Source organism: Polaromonas sp., from assembly GCF_012927485.1.
GTDB lineage: Bacteria > Pseudomonadota > Gammaproteobacteria > Burkholderiales > Burkholderiaceae_C > Polaromonas.
The window spans coordinates 39686-59231 of the sequence record NZ_JABBPC010000015.1; the positions used below are offsets into that span (position 1 = coordinate 39686).

General features: G+C 59.5%; 17 protein-coding genes, 1 pseudogene and 1 riboswitch. Of the genes and pseudogenes, 9 read left to right on the forward strand and 9 right to left on the reverse strand.

Annotated elements, in window-relative coordinates:
• Positions 1-8 precede the first annotated feature (8 nt).
• The 4 genes from recQ to HHJ16_RS07160 all read right to left on the reverse strand — a co-directional run bounded on the left by recQ (position 9) and on the right by HHJ16_RS07160 (position 5051).
• Positions 9-1868: a DNA helicase RecQ gene (recQ, locus tag HHJ16_RS07145; protein ID WP_366557471.1), complete on the reverse strand. Its 1860-nt coding sequence runs from the start codon at positions 1866-1868 to the stop codon at positions 9-11.
• Positions 1869-2014: 146 nt separating this feature from the next.
• Positions 2015-3151 carry an ABC transporter permease gene (locus HHJ16_RS07150; protein ID WP_293641909.1) on the reverse strand — a complete coding sequence of 379 codons (1137 nt, stop codon included), beginning with the start codon at positions 3149-3151 and terminating at the stop codon, positions 2015-2017.
• The gene (locus HHJ16_RS07155) at positions 3148-4080 is read right to left on the reverse strand and encodes an ABC transporter ATP-binding protein (protein ID WP_293641910.1); all 933 of its coding nucleotides are present in this window, start codon (positions 4078-4080) and stop codon (positions 3148-3150) included. The genes HHJ16_RS07150 and HHJ16_RS07155 overlap by 4 nt, the downstream gene beginning before the upstream one ends.
• Positions 4077-5051 (reverse strand): HlyD family efflux transporter periplasmic adaptor subunit, encoded by a 975-nt coding sequence (locus HHJ16_RS07160; RefSeq protein WP_293641911.1) that lies wholly within the window; start codon positions 5049-5051, stop codon positions 4077-4079. The genes HHJ16_RS07155 and HHJ16_RS07160 overlap by 4 nt, the downstream gene beginning before the upstream one ends.
• Before the next feature lie 96 nt (positions 5052-5147).
• Between HHJ16_RS07160 and HHJ16_RS07165 the strand changes: the two genes are divergently transcribed.
• Entirely contained in the window at positions 5148-6194 is a 1047-nt protein-coding gene (locus HHJ16_RS07165; RefSeq protein WP_293641912.1) for a homocysteine S-methyltransferase family protein, read from the forward strand.
• 25 nt (positions 6195-6219) lie between these two features.
• Here HHJ16_RS07165 and HHJ16_RS07170 read toward each other — a convergent pair whose 3' ends face one another.
• The 3 genes from HHJ16_RS07170 to HHJ16_RS07180 all read right to left on the reverse strand — a co-directional run bounded on the left by HHJ16_RS07170 (position 6220) and on the right by HHJ16_RS07180 (position 7390).
• The gene (locus tag HHJ16_RS07170) at positions 6220-6396 is read right to left on the reverse strand and encodes a hypothetical protein (protein WP_293641913.1); all 177 of its coding nucleotides are present in this window, start codon (positions 6394-6396) and stop codon (positions 6220-6222) included.
• Positions 6397-6565: 169 nt separating this feature from the next.
• Positions 6566-7051, reverse strand: a complete 486-nt coding sequence (locus HHJ16_RS07175; protein ID WP_293641914.1) for a DUF4124 domain-containing protein — start codon at positions 7049-7051, stop codon at positions 6566-6568.
• A 171-nt stretch (positions 7052-7222) separates the two neighbouring features.
• Positions 7223-7390, reverse strand: coding sequence for a hypothetical protein (locus tag HHJ16_RS07180; protein ID WP_293641915.1), 168 nt, complete (start codon positions 7388-7390; stop codon positions 7223-7225).
• Between the two features lie 57 nt (positions 7391-7447).
• Positions 7448-7516: riboswitch (S-adenosyl-L-homocysteine riboswitch) on the forward strand.
• Between the two features lie 24 nt (positions 7517-7540).
• On the opposite strand from HHJ16_RS07180, the gene metH reads away from it, so the two are divergent.
• Together metH and HHJ16_RS07190 are read left to right on the forward strand one after the other, a co-directional pair.
• Complete coding sequence (metH, locus tag HHJ16_RS07185) at positions 7541-10348, forward strand: methionine synthase (RefSeq protein ID WP_293641916.1); 2808 nt, start codon at positions 7541-7543, stop codon at positions 10346-10348.
• Between the two features lie 98 nt (positions 10349-10446).
• The gene (locus HHJ16_RS07190; protein WP_293641917.1) at positions 10447-11286 is read left to right on the forward strand and encodes a glycine zipper 2TM domain-containing protein; all 840 of its coding nucleotides are present in this window, start codon (positions 10447-10449) and stop codon (positions 11284-11286) included.
• Between the two features lie 41 nt (positions 11287-11327).
• Here HHJ16_RS07190 and HHJ16_RS07195 read toward each other — a convergent pair whose 3' ends face one another.
• The gene (locus tag HHJ16_RS07195) at positions 11328-12872 is read right to left on the reverse strand and encodes a YifB family Mg chelatase-like AAA ATPase (RefSeq protein WP_293641918.1); all 1545 of its coding nucleotides are present in this window, start codon (positions 12870-12872) and stop codon (positions 11328-11330) included.
• Positions 12873-13069: 197 nt separating this feature from the next.
• Between HHJ16_RS07195 and HHJ16_RS07200 the strand changes: the two genes are divergently transcribed.
• From HHJ16_RS07200 to glcF, 6 genes are all read left to right on the forward strand, one after another.
• Entirely contained in the window at positions 13070-13879 is an 810-nt protein-coding gene (locus tag HHJ16_RS07200) for a TorF family putative porin (RefSeq protein ID WP_293641919.1), read from the forward strand.
• A gap of 62 nt (positions 13880-13941) precedes the next feature.
• Entirely contained in the window at positions 13942-14280 is a 339-nt protein-coding gene (glnK, locus tag HHJ16_RS07205; protein ID WP_188706387.1) for a P-II family nitrogen regulator, read from the forward strand.
• Between the two features lie 29 nt (positions 14281-14309).
• Positions 14310-15872, forward strand: coding sequence for an ammonium transporter (gene amt / locus HHJ16_RS07210; protein ID WP_293641920.1), 1563 nt, complete (start codon positions 14310-14312; stop codon positions 15870-15872).
• Between the two features lie 157 nt (positions 15873-16029).
• The gene (locus tag HHJ16_RS07215) at positions 16030-16968 is read left to right on the forward strand and encodes an SMP-30/gluconolactonase/LRE family protein (RefSeq protein ID WP_293641921.1); all 939 of its coding nucleotides are present in this window, start codon (positions 16030-16032) and stop codon (positions 16966-16968) included.
• Between the two features lie 117 nt (positions 16969-17085).
• Positions 17086-18162 (forward strand): glycolate oxidase subunit GlcE, encoded by a 1077-nt coding sequence (glcE, locus tag HHJ16_RS07220; protein WP_293641922.1) that lies wholly within the window; start codon positions 17086-17088, stop codon positions 18160-18162.
• Positions 18163-18189: 27 nt separating this feature from the next.
• Complete coding sequence (gene glcF / locus HHJ16_RS07225) at positions 18190-19416, forward strand: glycolate oxidase subunit GlcF (protein WP_293641923.1); 1227 nt, start codon at positions 18190-18192, stop codon at positions 19414-19416.
• Here glcF and HHJ16_RS07230 read toward each other — a convergent pair.
• Positions 19413-19546, reverse strand: a pseudogene (locus tag HHJ16_RS07230) (glutathione peroxidase); the annotation flags it as partial. The gene glcF and the pseudogene HHJ16_RS07230 sit on opposite strands and share 4 nt — an antisense overlap.

The following is a 19546-nucleotide window of genomic DNA, read 5'->3' on the forward strand; positions in this document are numbered from 1 at the left end:
GGTTAAGGCTAAGCCAGGCACACCCGAAGCACCTCGGCACCGTATGCGTGCAGCTTTTTAGTACCCATGCCACTGATGGGCTCCAGATCGTGAATACTTTGCGGTGCACGCTCCGCAATGGCGCGCAATGTGGCGTCGTGAAAGATTACAAATGCCGGCAAGTTGTGCTCGCGTGCCACCTCGGCGCGCCAGGCCTTGAGGTGGCCCAGCCGCTCCAGCGCACCTGCGTTCAATGAAGCTTCCGCCAGACCTTTGACCGACGTCTTGGACGATGTTTTGGCACCGCGCTTGGGATGCGCGGTTTTGGCGCTAAGCGATTGCTGCCGCAACAAAACACTGACCTCACCCTTCAACACCTGGCGGGCGTCGGGCATCAGTTGCAGGGTATTGAACGCTTCGGCGTTCACGCGGACCATGTTTTTCGCAATCAGCTGACGCAGTACGCTGCGCCACTGCGCCTCGGCCAGATCGGTACCGATGCCGAAGGTGCTGAGCTTTTCGTGACCATATTGCGCAACTTTCTCGGTCGCTTTTCCGCGCAGAATATCCATCAGATGACCGGCGCCAAAGCTGATGCCGCTCATCTGCTGCACGCGGAAGATGCAGCTCAGCATCTTGCGGGCGGCTTCGGTTGCATCCCATACCGCGGGAGGCTGAAGACAGTTGTCGCAGTTACCGCAGGGCTGACTTTCCTCCCCAAAGTAGTGCAGCAAGCCCACCCGGCGGCAACGCGTGTCTTCCGCCAAAGTGAGCAAGGCATCAAGCTTGCCGCGCATCACCTGCTTGAACTCTTCGCTGGCCGCCTCGCTGGTGTCAATCATGCGGCGCTGGTTAACCACGTCTTGCAGGCCATACATCATCCAGGCGTCGGCGCTCTGACCGTCGCGCCCGGCTCGACCGGTTTCCTGGTAATAGCCTTCAATGTTTTTAGGCATGTCCAGATGCGCCACAAAACGGACATCCGGTTTGTCGATGCCCATTCCAAACGCAATGGTGGCGACCATGACCATGCCATCTTCGCGCAGAAAGCGGTCTTGCCGCTGCTGGCGCAGGGCCGAATCCAGCCCGGCGTGGTAAGCCATCGCTTTGATACCGGCGTCTACCAGAGTGTCGGCAATTTCTTCCACACGCTTGCGCGACTGGCAATACACAATACCGGCCTCATCGTGGTGCTCCGATTGAATAAACCGGAGCAGCTGACGCGTCGGGTCGATTTTTTCGGCGATGGTGTAGCGAATGTTGGGCCGGTCAAAGCTACTGACAAATTCCCTCGCGTCTTCCAGCTTGAGCCGCTCCACCATGTCCTGTCGGGTCAGGTGATCGGCGGTGGCCGTCAACGCCATGCGCGGCACATCGGGAAAGGTCTCGTGCAGCAGGCTTAAGGATCGATACTCGGGCCGGAAGTCATGGCCCCACTGGCTTACGCAATGCGCCTCGTCAATCGCAAACAGACTCAGCAGACCGCGCTCATGCAGCGACGCCAGCAGACCTTTCATGCGCGGCGTGTTAATGCGTTCAGGTGCAGCGTACAACAGGGTTAGCTCGTTGCGCAGCAACTGCTTTTCAAGCTGGCTGCTTTCTTCAAAGCTTTGCGTCGAATTCAAAAATGCGGCGGACACCCCGGCTTCATGCAAGGCACCGACCTGATCGTGCATCAGCGCGATCAGCGGCGAAATCACGATGGTCACACCATGACCGGCGTTTTGCCGCACGATGGCCGGAATCTGGTAACACAGTGACTTGCCGCCGCCAGTCGGCATCAGTACCAGCGCGTCACCGCCCTGCACGACATGCTCGATGATGGCTTGCTGGGGCCCACGGAACTCGCCGTAGCCAAAGACTTCTTGAAGAATATGCTGAATGGACAAAGTAAAGCGCAATGAATTGAGTAGCTGCTTGTGCAGGTCGTATAAAGAGCCGAGGCTGATTGGGTTGGTCGGCGGGTCCCGGGGCGGCAGAGGGTGCCGTTCCAGACCTCTGATTGTCCCGTGATTCTGAAGTGACGGCCTCAGTATTAATCCAGCGTCTGGCGGTAACGTTTGAGAGCAATCGCACCGACGACCAATAAAAAAAGCGCCATGGGCCAGAGGTTGGGGGCGATTTCACCGAAGGTCGCTCCTTTCAGCATGATGGCGCGCACCGCTCGCAAGAGGTGAGTCAGCGGCAGCGTTTCACCTAGCCACTGCGCCCATTGCGGCATACCGCGAAACGGGAACATGAAGCCCGACAGCAGCATCGACGGCAAAAAGAAGAAGAACGTCAATTGCATCGCCTGCAACTGGTTAGTGGCCAGTGTCGAAAAGGTAAAGCCCACGCCCAGATTCGCCAGCATGAACAAACCGATGACAAACATCAGCAGGGTCAGGCTGCCCAGGATCGGCACCTCAAACAACAAAATGGCAGCCAGAAGGATGACGCTGAGCTGCACATACCCAATGAGAATGTAGGGCGTGATTTTCCCAACCATCACCTCGAATGGCCGCACCGGCGTGGCGAGCAGGTTTTCCATGGTGCCGCGTTCGCGCTCCCGGGTCATGGCCAGCGAGGTCAGCATCACCATGGTCATGGTGAGAATCGTGCCGATCAGGCCAGGCACGATGTTGTAGCGGGTCAGCCCTTCGGGGTTGTAGAGCCGATGAATCCGCAGCTCAAACGGCGCATCCCGCGGCTGCAGCCCGGCCAGCGTTCCGGTGAGGTCGTGGGCCAGGGCGAGCGGCGTGATTTGTCCCAGAGCCGCAATCGCGTTGCTGGCGGCAGACGGGTCGGTCGCATCCACGGCGACCAGCACAGCAGGTTTTTCGCCCCGTATCACGCGCCGTGAAAAATCGGGCGGAATCACGATGGCGAACTGGATTTCTCCTGTTTCCAGCAAGCGTTCCGCCTGCGCCTCGGTGGCAGGCTGGGCCCTGATACTGAAGTAACCGGTGTTCTGGATGGAGGCCACCAGGCTGCGCGCCAAAGGCCCGTTGTCGTACGCCACCAGCGCCGTGGGCAGCCCTTTGGGGTCGTTATTAATGGCGTAGCCAAACAGGATCAGTTGCATGACAGGCACCCCGATGGCCATTGCAAACGTCAGGCGCTCGCGCAGCATCTGCTGGAATTCCTTGATGATGATGGCCGTCACGCGAGCGAGGGAGAAAGAGGCGCTCATGCCGCAACACCTTGAGGAGAGTCTTTGGCTTTATCCATGAGACTGATGAAGACATCCTCCAGATCCGCTTGGGACGGCGATAGCTGCAAGTCGGGACGCGCACGGTAAGGCGCCAGAGACGCCTGCAACAGCGCCTGGTCTTCTCCCGCGACGTGCAAGGTATTGCCGAAAGCGGACACACTGAGCACGCCGGGAAGTGCCTTGATGGGAGCGACCAGCGCCTCCAGATTGGCGCCGGCAATCGACCACACGGCCAAGCCGGCCCGTTCAACGATGCTGGTTTGGGTGCCGCGCGTCAACACGTGCCCGTTGGCGATGTACATCAGCTCATGGCAGCGGGCCGCTTCATCCATGTAGTGGGTCGACACCAGCACGGTAATGCCTGCGGCTGCCAGCCGGTGAATTTCATCCCAGAAATCGCGGCGCGCTTTCGGATCTACCCCGGCCGTTGGCTCGTCGAGCAGCAGCAGGCGCGGCTCGTGCAGCAGGCAGGCCGCCAGCGCCAGGCGTTGCTTCCAGCCGCCGGACAGGGCGGCGGCCAGCTGGTGCTGTCGGTCCGTCAACTGAAGCCGCTCCAGGGTCTGATTCACCGTCTGTTTGCGCTGGGGCAGTTCGAACATCCGGGCCACAAAATCAAGGTTTTCTCGAATCGTCAAATCTTCATACAGGCCAAAGCGCTGGGTCATGTAGCCGACCTGGCGCTTGATCTGCGCGGCTTCCCGGATCAGGTCCAACCCCAGACAGGTGCCAGCGCCGCTATCGGGCGTTAGCAGCCCGCACAGCATGCGGATCGTAGTGGTTTTGCCGCTGCCGTTGGGGCCTAAAAAGCCGCAGATGCGACCCGTTTCCAGCTGGATCGACAAGTTGTCCACCACCGCGCGCCCACCATACCGTTTGGTCAGGCCGGTCACATCAATGCTCAGGGTCATGGGACGGCCCCGGCAACCGGCACGACATCGACCGGCTGCCCGGGTTTTAGCCGGGCGCCGTCGCTGACGCTGCTGGGCCGCGCCTCCACCATAAACACCAGCTTGGCGCGCTGGGTGTTGGAGTAAATCACCGGTGGCGTGTACTCGGCCCGGTTGGAAATGAAAGAAATCCTGGCCGGTATCGGCGCCGCACAGCCGTCGCAAATGATATGGACTGCGGCACCGATCTGCAAATGACCGACCACCCCTTCGGGTACAAAAAAGCGCGCTTTGACATTACCGGGCGGCAGCAAAGCCAGCACCGGCTGACCCGGTTGCACCGATTCACCGACGCGGAAGAAAGTATCGGTCACCAGGCCGCTGGCTGGTGCGGTGCGTGATTTTTGCGCCTCGCGCCAGGCAGACTGACGCAGCGATTGCCGCGCCGCTTCGGTGTCCGCAACAGCGGCGGTGCGCTCATCGACCCGCGCCGGAAGCTGCCCCACCCTGAGTTGTGCCGCCAGTTCGTCAAGGTGGGCGGCGCTTTGGGCCTGCGCGGCACGCAATTCGTCGCGGTGCGCTGCGGAGACAAAGCCCTGCTTGACCAACTGCTCCTCGCGGGCCAAGGCGGCTGCGTTCAGCCTGGCCTGTTCGCGGGCCTGACTCATCTGGGCTTCAATCACCGCAATTTCGTCGCGGCGTTTGCCTTTGTCCGCATTGGCCAACTGGGCATTGGCGCGCGCCAGCCGGGCACCAGCCTCCAGGCGTGCGGCCTGCTCGTTTTCGGCCTCCAGCGCAAACAAGGGCAGGTCTTGGCGGGCTTGGTCGCCGGTCCGCACGTTCAATTGCAACAAGGTGCCGCCGAGGGACGAGGACACGTAGACGTAATCGCCTTCCACATAACCCGACCAGCCTGGCTCCGCTTTCGGCTGGCACGCCGTCACCAGTCCGGAAATAAACAGCAATGCGCAGCACGTCTTGAGACTGGTCATTTTTTGATTTCTTTCAAGTCTTTGCAGGGTGTGGCGGGGAGTGTTAAACCCCGCCCGGCCGCCCAGACTTACGATGTTTTCTACAATGCACCTGTTATGAACCCTCTTCAATATACCCGTGCTCAAGCTTTGCCAGCCCTTCTGGCACAACGCATCCTGCTCCTCGATGGCGCCATGGGGACCATGATCCAGCGCTTCAAGCTCAGCGAAGCGCAGTACCGGGGCGAGCGCTTCAAGAACTTTCACAAGGACGTGAAAGGCAACAACGAGTTGCTCAGTCTGACGCGGCCCGACGTGATCCGCGACATCCACGAGAGCTACCTCGCGGCAGGCGCCGACATGATCGAGACCAACACCTTTGGCGCGACCACTGTGGCGCAGGCGGACTACGACATGGCCAATCTGGCCGTCGAAATGAACTACGAGTCGGCACGCATTGCGCGTGCCGCTTGCGACAAGTTTTCAACACCCGACAAACCGCGCTTTGTGGTCGGCGCGCTGGGCCCCACGCCAAAAACCGCCAGCATCAGCCCGGATGTGAACGATCCCGGCGCCCGCAATACCAGTTTTGAAGAACTGCGCAAGGCTTACTACGAGCAGACGGAAGCTTTGGTTAAAGGTGGCAGTGACATTTTGCTGGTCGAAACCATTTTCGACACGCTCAATGCCAAGGCCGCCTTGTTTGCAATTGATGAATACTTTGATGACTCCGGCGAACGCTTGCCGCTCATCATCAGCGGCACCGTCACCGATGCTTCCGGACGGATTTTGAGCGGGCAGACCGTGACAGCCTTCTGGCACAGCGTCCGACACGCCGAGCCACTAGCCATCGGCCTGAACTGCGCACTGGGCGCAACCTTGATGCGGCCTTACATCCAGGAACTGGCGCGGGTGGCGGGTGACACCTTCATCAGTTGCTACCCCAATGCCGGCCTGCCCAACCCCATGAGCGACACCGGTTTCGACGAAACGCCGGAAGTCACCTCGCGCCTGCTGCGCGAGTTTGCCGAAGAGGGGCTGGTCAATATCGTGGGCGGTTGCTGCGGTACCACGCCGGAGCACATCGGCGCGATCGGCGCGGCAGTGGCACCGCTGCCGGGGCGCGTTTTGCAAAAGTCATTTTTCTACAAGGAAGCGGCATGAAATACGCTCTGCCCCGCCTTTTAAACTACTGAGCGAGCAGCGCGTGTCGGTACTGGCCGCCCGCATTGCCGGCGCGGCGGACAAATCCATAAATCCACGGAGCATTTACCGCCCCTGCTGTTGCAGAATAGGCGCAAGGCACCCTTTGCCGAACGCGCGGGCTGAAGCTGCGCAGCACCCTGGCGTTGACTCGAGGGGACATGGCAAATCTCTTTCAAGGCTGGGGAATGTTCCCCAGCTCGAAGGCTTTTTCTAACCCCCTTAGTAAAAGCCACCACACAAAAAAACTGTGGCGGCTGTCTATGGGGCCCGGCATGGCGTCAGCGGTTTCGTTCAACGTTTGACAGGAGCGAAGGCGTTAGCCACGTTTTTCAGTTGGAAACAGGACCGCACTTCGCTACGGGATCAAGCACTGGGGTGCATTTCTCGAAAGCTTCGGCTTTCGTGGCGCCGACCGCCGTTACGTACGGTGCGAAGCAGGCTAGACTTTCTCGATACAGCCTGCGCAGTGTTGCGCAGTCGGTGCCCTGCTTGGTGGCCCGGCGCGGCCCACTTTCGGCGGCGGCAGATGCTGCTGATGCGGCAACTGCTGCGGCTGCGTTGGCGGCCTCAATCGCGTCGGAGCGCGCCATCCGTTGCGCTGTTTCTGCTGCCCGAGCGTCGGCCTCTCTTCGCTGTTCCGCGCTGAGTTCGAATTGCCGTGAGTCAATTCTCGTAGCCGACTTCTTGTAGTTTTCAGGAACGATATCGGAAATCTGGGTTCGACCATTTTCGTCGACCCATCTATAGATGTCGGCCGCATACAGCGGAAAGGACAACAGGATTCCGCAGGCAAGTGGAGCGAAACGCAGGATCATAGAGCCACCATCGACAAGCACAAAGAACTAACGTGAAGGTGACGGGCTACGCGCTTTTGCGCAGTCCGGCTTGGGCGCAGGGGTATACATTTTTATTTTCTACAAGGTAGCGTACGACCGCGTGGCTGACCACCTTTTCCCCAAGGGTACCAAGATAGGTCACTATAGGCCCTAACCCGACATCCTATCTACGCCGATGTGGCCCTGCACTGGGTTGGTTTGTTCGCGCGCTGGCATGGGCGTAACGGGCACCTGCAGCATCCCCCTGACATGGGCAGGGTTGCGCAGTAGATAGGCTGACTCTGCCAGCGCGTGGGAATCTTCCAGCGGCAGCATCACCAGGGAAGGATCAGCACCACAAAAACAAATATTAGCGCAAAGCCTATAAAATCCAATGCTTCCAAGGAGCGTTGCAGCGGGCACCAGCCCGTCAGGCTTGGATATTCCCAACGACGCTCACCTGATTTTTGAAATCTACAGGTGAGTTGCATGTCTGAAATAGTTGTTCCCCCCTTGAAGCTGTCCGGTCTGGAGCCGGTGAGCATTGGTGCCGGCTCTCTCTTCGTCAACATTGGTGAACGCACCAACGTGACCGGCTCCAAAGCATTTGCGCGAATGATCCTCAATGGCGAGTACGAACAGGCGCTGGCAGTGGCACGCCAGCAGGTCGAAAACGGCGCCCAGATCATCGATATCAACATGGACGAGGCGATGCTGGACAGCCAGGCCGCCATGGTGCGATTCTTGAACCTGATCGCCAGCGAACCCGACATCTCGCGCGTGCCGATCATGATCGACAGCTCCAAATGGAGCGTGATCGAAGCCGGCCTGCGTTGCGTGCAGGGCAAAGGCATCGTCAACTCCATCAGCATGAAGGAAGGCGTGGAGGCCTTCAGGCACCAGGCCAAATTGCTGCGCCGTTATGGCGCAGCGGCGGTGGTGATGGCTTTTGACGAACAGGGCCAGGCCGACACCTACGAGCGCAAGATCGGAATTTGCGAGCGCGCCTACCGCATTCTGGTGGACGAGGTGGGCTTTCCGCCAGAAGACATCATCTTCGACCCCAATATCTTTGCCATTGCCACCGGCATTGAAGAGCACAACAACTACGCAGTGGATTTCATCAACGCGACGCGCTGGATCAAGCAAAACTTGCCTGGCGCGAAGGTGTCGGGCGGCGTGTCCAATGTGTCGTTCAGTTTTCGTGGCAACGACCCGGTGAGGGAAGCCATTCACACCGTGTTTTTGTACCACGCAATCCAGGCCGGCATGGACATGGGCATTGTCAATGCCGGCATGGTCGGCGTCTACGACGATCTGGAGCCGGTGCTGCGGGAGCGCGTGGAGGACGTGGTGCTCAACCGCCAGCCCGTGTACAAGCCGGGCGAGCCTGAGCTTTCGCCCAGCGAGCGATTGATTGAAGTGGCCGAAAGTGCGAAGAGCGGCGCCAAGGACGAGAGCAAGCGAAACGAGTGGCGCACGCTGCCGGTGCGTCAGCGCTTGTCGCACGCCCTGGTTCACGGCATGAATGAATTCATCACCGAAGACACCGAAGAAGTCTGGCAGGCCATTAAGTCCGAAGGCGGTCGGCCGCTGCACGTGATTGAAGGCCCGCTGATGGACGGGATGAATGTCGTCGGCGACCTGTTTGGTCAGGGCAAGATGTTTTTGCCCCAGGTGGTCAAAAGTGCCCGCGTGATGAAGCAAGCGGTGGCGCATTTACTGCCTTACATCGAAGCCGAGAAGCTGCTGCTGGAGGCCGCTGGTAGCGATGTAAAAACCAAAGGAAAAATCATCATCGCCACCGTCAAGGGCGATGTCCACGACATCGGAAAGAACATTGTTACCGTGGTGCTTCAGTGCAACAACTTCGAGGTGGTCAACATGGGCGTGATGGTGCCTTGCCATGAGATTTTGGCGCGTGCAAAAGCCGAAGGCGCTGATATTGTGGGGCTTTCCGGCTTGATCACGCCGAGCCTGGAAGAAATGCAATACGTCGCCGCCGAAATGCAAAAAGACGATCATTTCCGCATCAAAAAAATCCCTCTTCTGATTGGCGGTGCGACTACCAGCCGGGTGCACACCGCCGTCAAAATTTCGCCGCATTACGAAGGCCCGGTGGTCTATGTTCCCGATGCTTCGCGCAGTGTGAGCGTGGCGCAAAGCCTGCTCTCCGACCAGGCGGCCAAATACATAGAGGCACTGACTACCGATTACGAGAAAGTACGGACCCAGCACGCCAACAAAAAGCAAACGCCGATGTGGCCACTGGCAAAGGCGCGCGCCAACGCCACCGCAATGGATTGGGCGAACTACACGCCGCCGGTGCCTAAATTTATTGGTCGCCGCCTGTTTAAGAACTTTGATCTGGCAGAACTGGCGCCGTACATCGACTGGGGCCCCTTCTTCCAGACTTGGGACTTGGCCGGCCCTTTTCCGGCCATCCTGAAAGATGAGGTGGTTGGCACCGAGGCAGTGCGGGTGTATGCCGACGCGCAGCGCATGCTCAAGCGTCTGATTGAAGGCCGTTGGCTTCGCGCCAGCGGCGTGATGGGCTTGTACCCCGCCAATAGCGTTGGAGACGACATCGAGATCTACACCGATGAGTCGCGCAGCCAGGTCGCCATGACCTGGTACGGGCTGCGCCAGCAAACAGAAAAGACGGCAGTTGACGGCGTGATGCGCCCCAGTCGCTGCCTGGCCGATTTTGTCGCGCCCAAGGTATTAACTACGGAGTTGTTAGCTGCCCGTCGCCTTCATACTGCGGCTTCAGACCATAGTAAGCTGAGGATTGCCGATTACATCGGCGTCTTTGCCGTGACTTCAGGCCTGGGGGCAGAAAAGAAGGAAAAATACTTCCTCGATGACCATGACGACTACTCGTCGATCATGCTGAAGTCATTGGCGGATCGTCTGGCCGAGGCGTTTGCCGAGGCCCTGCACCAGCGTGTACGCAAGGATCTCTGGGGCTATGTGCCAGCCGAATCGCTGGACAGCGTAGAGATGATCGCCGAAAAATACCAGGGCATTCGCCCCGCCCCAGGGTACCCGGCCTGCCCTGACCACAGCGTGAAAAAGGACATGTTTGAGTTGCTCCGGGCGGATGAAATCGGCATGGCGCTGACCGAAAGTTTGGCGATGACACCCGCGTCCAGCGTCAGCGGCTTTTACCTGAGCCATCCGCAAAGTGCCTATTTCAACGTGGGCAAAATCGGCGACGACCAGCTGCAGGACTTAGCCAAGCGGCGCGGTGCCAAAGCGGAGGATTTGCAGCGCTTGCTGGCACCGAATTTGTAACGGCAGAAGTAGCCCTTTACAGGGTGTTTACCCGTCCGTCCCAAGCTCGTGTTTACCTGGGACGGTGTTCGTGCGTTGAAGTGAGAGAAAGATATCCAATGACTACCTCCACTGACCAACTTCCTCCAGGCCAACAGACCGCATCCTCAGGCACCAAGCCACTTTGGGCCGCCGTCGGCTTGCTTGGCGTGGCCGTGCTGGGTATGGGCGCGACGCTGATTTACAACCAGCGGCCCCCAGCCCCGGTCGCTACCATTGCGGCCGTAACGACGCCCCAAGCCTTGACCGCGCCGCAGCTCGCAGCTTCAAGGCCCTCCGCTTCCCTGGGAGCGGCGGATGATCTGATTGAAAAACCAGTGGCGGCGCCCGTCACGCCCGCACCAGTACCAGCCAGAAAAGTAGCCAAGACCGTCCATAAACACGTACCGGCACCGATACCGACACCGAGCTATTCCAGCGTTTCACCCGCTCCCTACCCCGCGCCATACCCCGCACCGGCGCCGATTGTGGCGGCGGCACGGGTTTGCGCGGTCTGCGGTTCAGTCGAATCGGTCACCCCGATTGAACGTTCTGCCAAACCGCCCGGCGTTGGACTGGGCACGGTGGCAGGAGGAGTACTTGGGGCTGTACTTGGGAATCAAGTAGGACGAGGTGACGGCCGCACGGTTGCCACCATTCTGGGTGCAGTGGGTGGTGGCTTTGCGGGCAATGCCATCGAAGGCCGTGTGCGCAGAGAAACGGTGTACGAAGTGGGCGTGCGCATGGAGGATGGTTCACACCGCACGGTTGAAGTGGCTCACGCACCGGGTGTTGGCAGCCGAGTCACGGTGGAAGGCTCGACCTTGCGCACCAATGACGGTGCGGTGTACGCCCCTAGGCCGCTTCCAGCGCCTGTCGTCAATCAGCCAGCGCTGTCACCAGATTACCAAGGTCATTAATCCGCCCCTCCCGTCGCGCTCAAAGCGCCGCAGACCAGTACTCAGCTGGTGGCTTTGAGCACGCGGCGGTATTGCACCGCTTCGGCCACATGCGCGATCTGCACGGTCTCTGCACCCGCCAGGTCTGCAATAGTTCTGGCCACTTTCAAGCAGCGATGGATCCCACGGCCGGACCAGCCGAGCCGAGTCGCTGCGGTATTCAGAAATTTCGCCGTCGTCGCATCCAGGTGGCATTGCGCATCGATGGCCTGCCCTTCAAGGGACTGATTAGTACTGCCTTGCCGAGCGATCGCACACTCCCGCGCAAGGACGACCCGGCTTCGTATGGCGGCCGTCGCTTCACCGGGCGGCGTGTTGACCAACTCATCAGCCGCCAGCGCAGCCACCTCTACATGCAGGTCGATACGGTCCAGCAAGGGGCCACTGAGCTTGCCTTGGTAGCGCGACACCTGTTCAGGCGAACAGCGGCAAAGCCGCAAGTGGGAGCCCAGGTAACCACAAGGGCAGGGATTCATGGCAGCAACGAGTTGGAAGCGCGCCGGAAATTCGGCGCGGTTTGCTGCCCGAGAGATTGTGATGGTGCCAGACTCCAAAGGTTGGCGCAGCGCTTCCAGTGCGGCGCGAGGAAATTCAGGTAGCTCGTCCAGGAATAACACCCCGTGATGCGCCAACGAGATTTCACCCGGCCGCGGGGGCGATCCGCCGCCGACCAGTGCGACGGCGCTGGCCGTATGGTGCGGCGCGCAGGTAGGCCGCACGGCCCAGTTGTCCAGCGTGAATCGCCCGCCCAATGAAGCGACTGCCGCACTTTCCAAGGCTTCCTGGGTTGTCATTGCAGGCAGGAGACCGGCGAAGCGTTGGGCCAGCATGGATTTGCCAGAACCAGGGGCACCCACCATCAGCACGCTATGCCCTCCAGCCGCCGCGATCTCAAGCGCCCGCCGGGCGGCGGCTTGACCTTTCACGTCGGCGAGATCGGGGTAAGCCGGTTGCAGCAAAAGAGGGGCCGATGTCACCCGGGTCCACCCGTCCAGCGCTTCCGGTGCGGTGCCGCCCGGCAAAAATTGCCGCACCACGTCGAGCAAATGGTAGGCGCGATAAATCTCTGCATCGGACACCAACGCTGCTTCCTGGGCACTGACTTCGGGAAGCACCAGTTTTGGCGCCCCCTGGTTCACGCGGTGGGCCTCATCGACAAGCGCCAGACTCATGGCCAAAGCGCCTTTGACCGGCCGAAGGTCGCCGCCCAGCGACAGCTCTCCCGCAAATTCGTAGCCCGCCAACTTGTGCGCATCGATCTGGTCACTGGCGGCCAAAATACCCAACGCAATCGGCAAGTCGAAGCGGCCAGAATCTTTAGGCAAGTCAGCCGGGGCCAGATTCACGGTAATTCTTTTATTCGTGGGAAATTCAAGCCCGGCATTCTGAATCGCCGATCGCACCCGCTCGCGCGCCTCTTTGACTTCAGTTTCTGCCAGACCGACGAGTGTGAAGCTGGGAAGCCCGTTGGCAAGATGCACCTCAACGCAGACCGGCCGCGCCTCCAGGCCCAATAACGCACGGCTGTGCACTACAGACAAGCTCATTCTGAAATCTCCCTATAAATGCGTCAAAGTTGTGCGCGATGAGTGTGTCCTGCGCTTCACCTTGGTGCGTTGTGTATTTTTACTTTGTTATATGTAACGTGGAAGGCATCAATACGGGTTAGCCGTTGACGGGGAACGGGTTTGGCACGGTACCTGCTTAAGCACTTTATCCCCACTTCAACACTTCGGAGCCTTCCATGAAACTTATCCGCATCCAGGTCGCACTCGCAGCTGCCTTTCTTTTGTCCAGCAGCGCTTTTGCCCAGACTGACGCACCGGCCACTCCGGCGGCGGAACCGGCGGCATCGCCCCTCTCTTTCAACATCGACGTCACCAGCAATTACAAGTTCCGCGGCCAAGATCAGGATCAATCCAAAACCAGTGGATTCAAGCCCGCCTTGCAAGGTGGAGTGGACTACGCGTTTGCCAACGGCTTTTACGTCGGCAACTGGAACTCCACCATCAACTGGACAAAATATTTGCCTTCAAACCCGAGCAACAATTTTGAAATCGACCTGTATGGCGGCTACAAATTCAAGGCAGGTCCGCTGGATATGGACGTCGGCGCTCTGACCTATTTTTATCCCGGTGCGAGCGGGGCCAACACGACCGAGGTTTACCTGGGCGCAGGCTATGGACCGGTCAGTGCCAAGTACTCACAAACTGTGTCCAAAGGATATTTCGGAATCGGCAAAGAGTTGCCCGGCGAAGGTCGTGGCACCGGCTACCTGAATTTTGCATTTGCGCAGGAAGTCATGCCCAAACTGACCTTCAAAGCTTCTCTCGGCTTTACCAATTTCAAGGGCTCTGCTAACGCAGCGGGGTTCCCTAACTACATGGATTACAGCGTTGGGGCGAGCTACGATTTAGGTGATGGTCTTTCCTTGGCAGGCGCTGTGGTGGGTGCCGACAAGAAATCAAGCTACACCTACCCCGCGAGTGTCGACACCAGCGGCAAATCCATCAATAAAAACACGCTACTCGTGACGCTGACAAAAACCCTGTAACTACGTTTGAAGTGGCACGCGGCATGGCCGCTCCACGGTTCATCTTGAAAGGAACCCCGAAAATGAAACTCGTAACGGCCATCATCAAACCGTTCAAACTGGACGAAGTGCGAGAAGCGCTCTCCGGCATTGGCGTACAAGGCATCACAGTGACTGAAGTGAAGGGCTTCGGTCGGCAAAAAGGCCACACCGAGCTGTACCGTGGCGCTGAATATGTTGTGGACTTTCTACCGAAAGTGAAGATTGAAGCGGCTGTCTCTGACGAGCTCGTCGACCGCGTCATTGAAGCCGTCGAGGGTGCGGCCCGCACCGGCAAGATCGGCGACGGCAAGATCTTTGTCTACAACCTGGAGCAAGTAGTGCGAATCCGCACTGGTGAAACCGGCAAAGAAGCGCTGTAAGGCCCAACCCTAAAGAAGAGAACATCGACATGAAAAAACTACTTGCCTCCCTGGCACTGGGATTGAGTCTGCTGACAACCGGAGCGGCCGTTTTGGCCCAGGCCCCGCCAGCAACGCCCGCCGCCACCGCGTCAGCCCCAGCTGAATCGAAGCCTGCGGATGCGGCAGCTTCGGCTGCTCCGATCGCAGCGCCCGCCGCGATTGCAGTCGCCGCACCCGCAGTAGCAGCGCCCGCTTCGGCTGCCGCTTCGGCCCCGGTTCCCAACAAGGGGGATACCGCCTGGATGATGGTCTCTACCTTGCTCGTGATTCTGATGACGATTCCCGGTCTGGCCCTGTTCTATGGTGGCCTGGTCCGCAGCAAGAACATGCTGTCAGTCCTGATGCAGGTGATGGTGACCTTCTCCATGATTGTGGTGCTGTGGTTTATTTATGGCTACAGTCTGGCCTTCACAGAAGGCAATGCTTTCTTTGGCGGCTTTGATCGGCTGTTTATGAGAGGCATATGGGATAACGCAGCAGGCACTTTTGCCAACGCCGCGACTTTCAGCAAAGGCGTCGTGATTCCTGAAATCGTCTACGCCGCCTTCCAGGCGACCTTTGCGGCCATCACCTGCACACTGATCGTCGGCGCGTTCGCTGAACGCATGAAGTTCTCGGCCGTGCTGTTGTTCATGGCGATCTGGTTCACGTTCAGCTATGCCCCGATGGCACACATGGTGTGGTTCTGGATGGGCCCTGATGTCTACACCGGCAAAGAAGTGGTTGACGCCATGAACAGCAAGGCCGGCTACATCTGGCAGTCCGGTGCGCTGGATTTTGCGGGCGGCACGGTGGTACACATCAACGCGGCTGTCGCCGGTCTGGTCGGCGCCTACATGGTGGGCAAGCGTATCGGATACGGCAAGGAATCGATGGCCCCTCACAGCCTGACGCTGACCATGGTCGGTGCGGCCTTGCTGTGGGTCGGCTGGTTCGGCTTCAACGCAGGCTCTGCTCTGGAAGCCAACGGCTTTGCAGCGCTCGCCTTCATAAACACATTGCTTGCTGCCGCTGCCGCAGTGCTGGCATGGTGTGTCGGTGAGACCCTGATGCGTGGCAAGGCCTCCATGCTGGGTGCCGCTTCCGGTGCCGTCGCAGGGCTGGTCGCCATTACGCCCGCAGCGGGCAACGTGGGTATTGCCGGCGGTCTGGTGATTGGTCTGGCGGCTGGTTTCGCGTGCCTCTGGGGGGTGAACGGACTGAAGAAAATTCTGGGCGCAGACGACTCACTCGACGTTTTCGGCGTACACGGCATCGGCGGTATTCTGGGTGCGCTGCTGACTGGTGTGTTCAGTTCTCCAAGCCTGGGCGGTCCTGGCTACGTGGCTGACTGGGTGACGGCCACCAGCGTGACTGCGGCTGACTTCTCTATTCTTTCGCAAGTCTGGATTCAGGCCAAGGCGGTGCTGATCACGGTCGTGTGGTCTGGCGTGGTGTCCTTCGTCGCTTATAAAATTGTCGACCTGACGATCGGTCTGCGCGTGAGCGAAGAAGACGAGCGAGAGGGTCTCGATATCACCTCGCACGGTGAGACCGCCTACAACCGCTAGCGGAAAAGTGCGGCGGCCCAAAAAGGGCTGCCTGCTTAATTCATAGGAAATCCTTGAGATGTTCAGCCCGCCAGCTTATTGCTAGCGGGCTGTTTTTTTTGCCTGTACAGTGGGCAGTGGTCGCCCTTCAAGAATAGAGTTCACACGGAGATTTCTCATGACCTGGCAAACCGTTTTTGCACAGCCCAGCGCGCTGGGAGAATCTCCGTTCTGGCATCCCGATGAGCAAATGCTTTATTGGGTCGACATTCCGGGTAAGCAGATTCATCGTGGCAATCCGACCATGAACAGGGTGGAAAGCTGGGCCATGCCTTCAGAGCCGGGGTGCATGGCGCCAGCAAAAACAGAGCTGTCGGGGCACGCCGAAAACAGCGGTCTGGTGATTGCTCTGCGTGACGGGATTTACCGCGCGCGTCATTGGGGCGGTGTCTTGGAATTGCTTGTGCCGGCGCACCACGACACCACCACCACACGCTTTAACGACGGCAAAGCCGATCCGCTGGGTCGTTTTTGGGCCGGTACGATTTACGAGCCGCGCGATGCCGCCAAGGCGCAGCTTTTTTCACTGGATTGCCGGGCCGGTCGAGCGCCCGTTCTGGAATTGAAAGCCGACCATGCCACCACGGCCAACGGCCTGGCTTGGGCGCCCGACGCCGCCACCGTCTATTGGTCCGACACGCCTCGGCACACTATTCGCGCCTGGGACTGGAACGCTGAAAGCAACGCCATGACCCACGAGCGTCTGTTCCGGGCGTGGCCGGGAAAGCCCGAAGGCTGGCAGGCAGGAATGCCAGGCTACGTCGGACGCCCCGACGGCGCCGCTGTGGATACGCAGGGCAACTACTACGTTGCCATGTACGAAGGAGCGAGGCTCCTCAAGCTTTCTGCCTCGGGCGAGGTGCTGGCTGAGTTTGCCGTACCGGCCCAGTGCCCGACCATGCCGTGCTTTGGCGGGGCAGACCTGAAAACGCTGTACCTGACCACGGCTCGCTCCAACCGCTCCGCCCAAGAGCTCAAAATCTACCCCGATTCGGGCTGCGTGTTCTCCCTGCGCGTCGAGGTGCCGGGGTTGCCCGTGAATTTCTTCAAAGACTGAACGTTGGTTTTTCCGACGCTTTCACGCGTCCCAGAAAGACTGCTTGCAAAAAACTGAACAGCACCCGTTCAAAAAAATCAACGCGTCTGGTACGCTGGCCCGCTTACCATTCAGTTTATGGTCATAGACACTGATTTGACAGCCTCAATCGCCGAGCGGGTGCGTGTTGCTGCGGGCGCTGGCACCAACTTGCGCATTCGAGGCAGCGGCAGTAAAGATTTTTACGGCCAAATCCTGAAAGGTGATGTCCTTGATATGGTGCCGTTCGCCGGCGTGATCAACTACGAACCCAGCGAGCTGGTGGTCACCGTCCGCGCTGGCACGCCATTGGCCGAACTGGAAGCTTTGCTGGCAACCCAAGGCCAATGCCTGCCATTCGAGCCGCCGCATTTCGGCAGCGGCGCCACCGTGGGCGGCATGGTCGCCAGTGGTCTGAATGGCCCGGCGCGAAGCAGCGCTGGAGCGGTGCGGGACTTCATGCTGGGCGTGAAACTCGTCAACGGGAAAGGCGAGGTACTCACCTTCGGCGGTCAGGTCATGAAGAACGTGGCGGGCTACGACGTTTCCCGCTTGATGGCGGGCTCGCTCGGCACTCTGGGTATTCTGCTTGAGGTGTCCCTCAAGGTGCTGCCGGTAGCGCCGGCCGAACGCACGCTCAGGTTTGAAATGAGCGAAGGCGAGGCCTTGCACCAACTCAATCGATGGGCGGGCTTGCCGCTGCCCATCAACGCCTCCTGCTGGAACGATGGCCACTTGTGGGTGCGACTCCGCGGTGCCAAGGCAGCCGTTTCCGCCGCACTGCAGCGTATGGGGGGTGAACTTTCAGGCGATCAGGCGCCCGCTTTATGGACCTCCTTGCGTGAACAAAAGCATCCCTTTTTTGAATTGCATTCGGGTGAATCCTTGTGGCGCGTCAGTCTGCCAGACACGGCAACCCCGCTGGGGTTTGGCCCCACGTTGATTGAATGGGGCGGCGCGCAGCGCTGGCTCAAGCGACCCGCTAGCGAGGCTCTGACCCTTCGCCAAGCGGCTGCCGACGCGAGGGGCCATGCCACTGTATTCCGCTCGACGGACAAAACCGTGCCGGTGTTTTCTCCGCTGAAACCCCCGCTGGACCGGATTCACCGCGAACTCAAGAAACAGTTTGATCCTGCCGGTGTTTTCAATCCCGGCAGGATGTCGGCGGACTGGTGATGCCAGCGAACAAGCTATTTAGGCACCATGCAAACCAACCTTTCCCCGGAATTTAAAAACACGGTCGATGGCCAGCAAGCCGAAGCCATTTTGCGCAAGTGTGTGCACTGTGGTTTTTGTACCGCCACCTGCCCAACCTATCAGTTGCTCGGCGATGAACTGGATGGTCCGCGCGGACGCATCTACCTCATCAAACAGCTTCTGGAAGGCGAGACCCCCACTCGTAAAACCCAGCTGCATCTGGACCGCTGCCTGACCTGCCGCAACTGTGAAACCACCTGTCCCAGCGGCGTCGAATACGGCCATCTGATCGACATTGGCCGCAAGCTCGTCGATGAGCGTGTGCCTCGCCCCATCGGTGAACGTACTGTGCGTTGGGCCCTGAAGGAAGGGCTGCCTTCGCCGCTGTTTTCGCCTGCCATGAAAATAGGTCAATCGGTGCGGGCCTTGTTGCCCGCTGCCTTAAAAAACAAGGTGCCGGCGCGGCAGGCTTCTGGTGCGTGGCCTAGCCGCACCCACGCCCGAAAAGTGCTGATGCTGGAAGGCTGCGTACAGCCGACCATGAGGCCCAACATCAACAGCGCCACCGCCCGCGTGCTCGACGCGGCCGGAATTCAGACCGTGGTGGCGGCCAAGGCGGGTTGCTGCGGCGCTGTCAAATTTCACCTCAATGACCAGGAAGGCGGCAAAGCTGAAATGCGCCGCAACATAGACGCGTGGTGGCCGCATGTGGAAGCCGGCGTCGAGGCCATCGTGATGAACGCCTCGGGCTGCGGCGTCACGGTCAAGGACTACGGCTACCTCCTGAAAGACGACCTGGCTTACGCCCCGAAAGCCGAACGTATCAGCGCGCTGACGCGCGATCTAAGTGAGCTGCTACCCGAACTGGTCGACAAACTGCGGGACCAGGTGTCCGCCACAGCCGGGCAGATTGCATTTCACCCGCCCTGCACCTTGCAGCACGGTCAACAACTGCGTGGCGGCGTTGAAAAGTATTTAGGCGAACTCGGCTTTGACATCAAGGTAGCCCGCTGTGAGGCGCATCTGTGCTGCGGCTCGGCGGGAACCTACTCGGTACTCCATCCCGAAATCGCTTATCAGCTTCGGGACCGCAAGCTCGCCAATCTTGGCGAGACGAATCCGAAAACGATTGTGTCGGCCAACATCGGCTGCATCGCGCACCTGCAAAGCGGAACGGCTACGCCGGTCAGGCACTGGGTGGAACTGGTTGACGACGCGCTGTCAAATAGTTAGTCCAAGGCGAGCGCCGCTTCGATGTCCTTGGTCAAGTTGGCCGGCTTGTCGAGTGGCGCGTAACGCCTGATGACTTGGCCGTCTCTGCCAATCAAAAACTTGGTGAAGTTCCATTTGATGGCTTTGCTGC

Excerpts from the sequence above, each read along its gene's own strand:
- HHJ16_RS07150 (WP_293641909.1), bottom strand. The coding sequence starts at position 3,151 with ATGAGCGCCTCTTTCTCCCTCGCTCGCGTGACGGCCATCATCATCAAG.
- HHJ16_RS07155 (WP_293641910.1), bottom strand. The coding sequence starts at position 4,080 with ATGACCCTGAGCATTGATGTGACCGGCCTGACCAAACGGTATGGTGGG.
- HHJ16_RS07160 (WP_293641911.1), bottom strand. The coding sequence starts at position 5,051 with ATGACCAGTCTCAAGACGTGCTGCGCATTGCTGTTTATTTCCGGACTG.
- HHJ16_RS07165 (WP_293641912.1), top strand. The coding sequence starts at position 5,148 with ATGAACCCTCTTCAATATACCCGTGCTCAAGCTTTGCCAGCCCTTCTG.
- HHJ16_RS07170 (WP_293641913.1), bottom strand. The coding sequence starts at position 6,396 with ATGTCCCCTCGAGTCAACGCCAGGGTGCTGCGCAGCTTCAGCCCGCGC.
- HHJ16_RS07175 (WP_293641914.1), bottom strand. The coding sequence starts at position 7,051 with ATGATCCTGCGTTTCGCTCCACTTGCCTGCGGAATCCTGTTGTCCTTT.
- metH (WP_293641916.1), top strand. The coding sequence starts at position 7,541 with ATGTCTGAAATAGTTGTTCCCCCCTTGAAGCTGTCCGGTCTGGAGCCG.
- HHJ16_RS07190 (WP_293641917.1), top strand. The coding sequence starts at position 10,447 with ATGACTACCTCCACTGACCAACTTCCTCCAGGCCAACAGACCGCATCC.
- HHJ16_RS07195 (WP_293641918.1), bottom strand. The coding sequence starts at position 12,872 with ATGAGCTTGTCTGTAGTGCACAGCCGTGCGTTATTGGGCCTGGAGGCG.
- HHJ16_RS07200 (WP_293641919.1), top strand. The coding sequence starts at position 13,070 with ATGAAACTTATCCGCATCCAGGTCGCACTCGCAGCTGCCTTTCTTTTG.
- glnK (WP_188706387.1), top strand. The coding sequence starts at position 13,942 with ATGAAACTCGTAACGGCCATCATCAAACCGTTCAAACTGGACGAAGTG.
- amt (WP_293641920.1), top strand. The coding sequence starts at position 14,310 with ATGAAAAAACTACTTGCCTCCCTGGCACTGGGATTGAGTCTGCTGACA.
- HHJ16_RS07215 (WP_293641921.1), top strand. The coding sequence starts at position 16,030 with ATGACCTGGCAAACCGTTTTTGCACAGCCCAGCGCGCTGGGAGAATCT.
- glcE (WP_293641922.1), top strand. The coding sequence starts at position 17,086 with ATGGTCATAGACACTGATTTGACAGCCTCAATCGCCGAGCGGGTGCGT.
- glcF (WP_293641923.1), top strand. The coding sequence starts at position 18,190 with ATGCAAACCAACCTTTCCCCGGAATTTAAAAACACGGTCGATGGCCAG.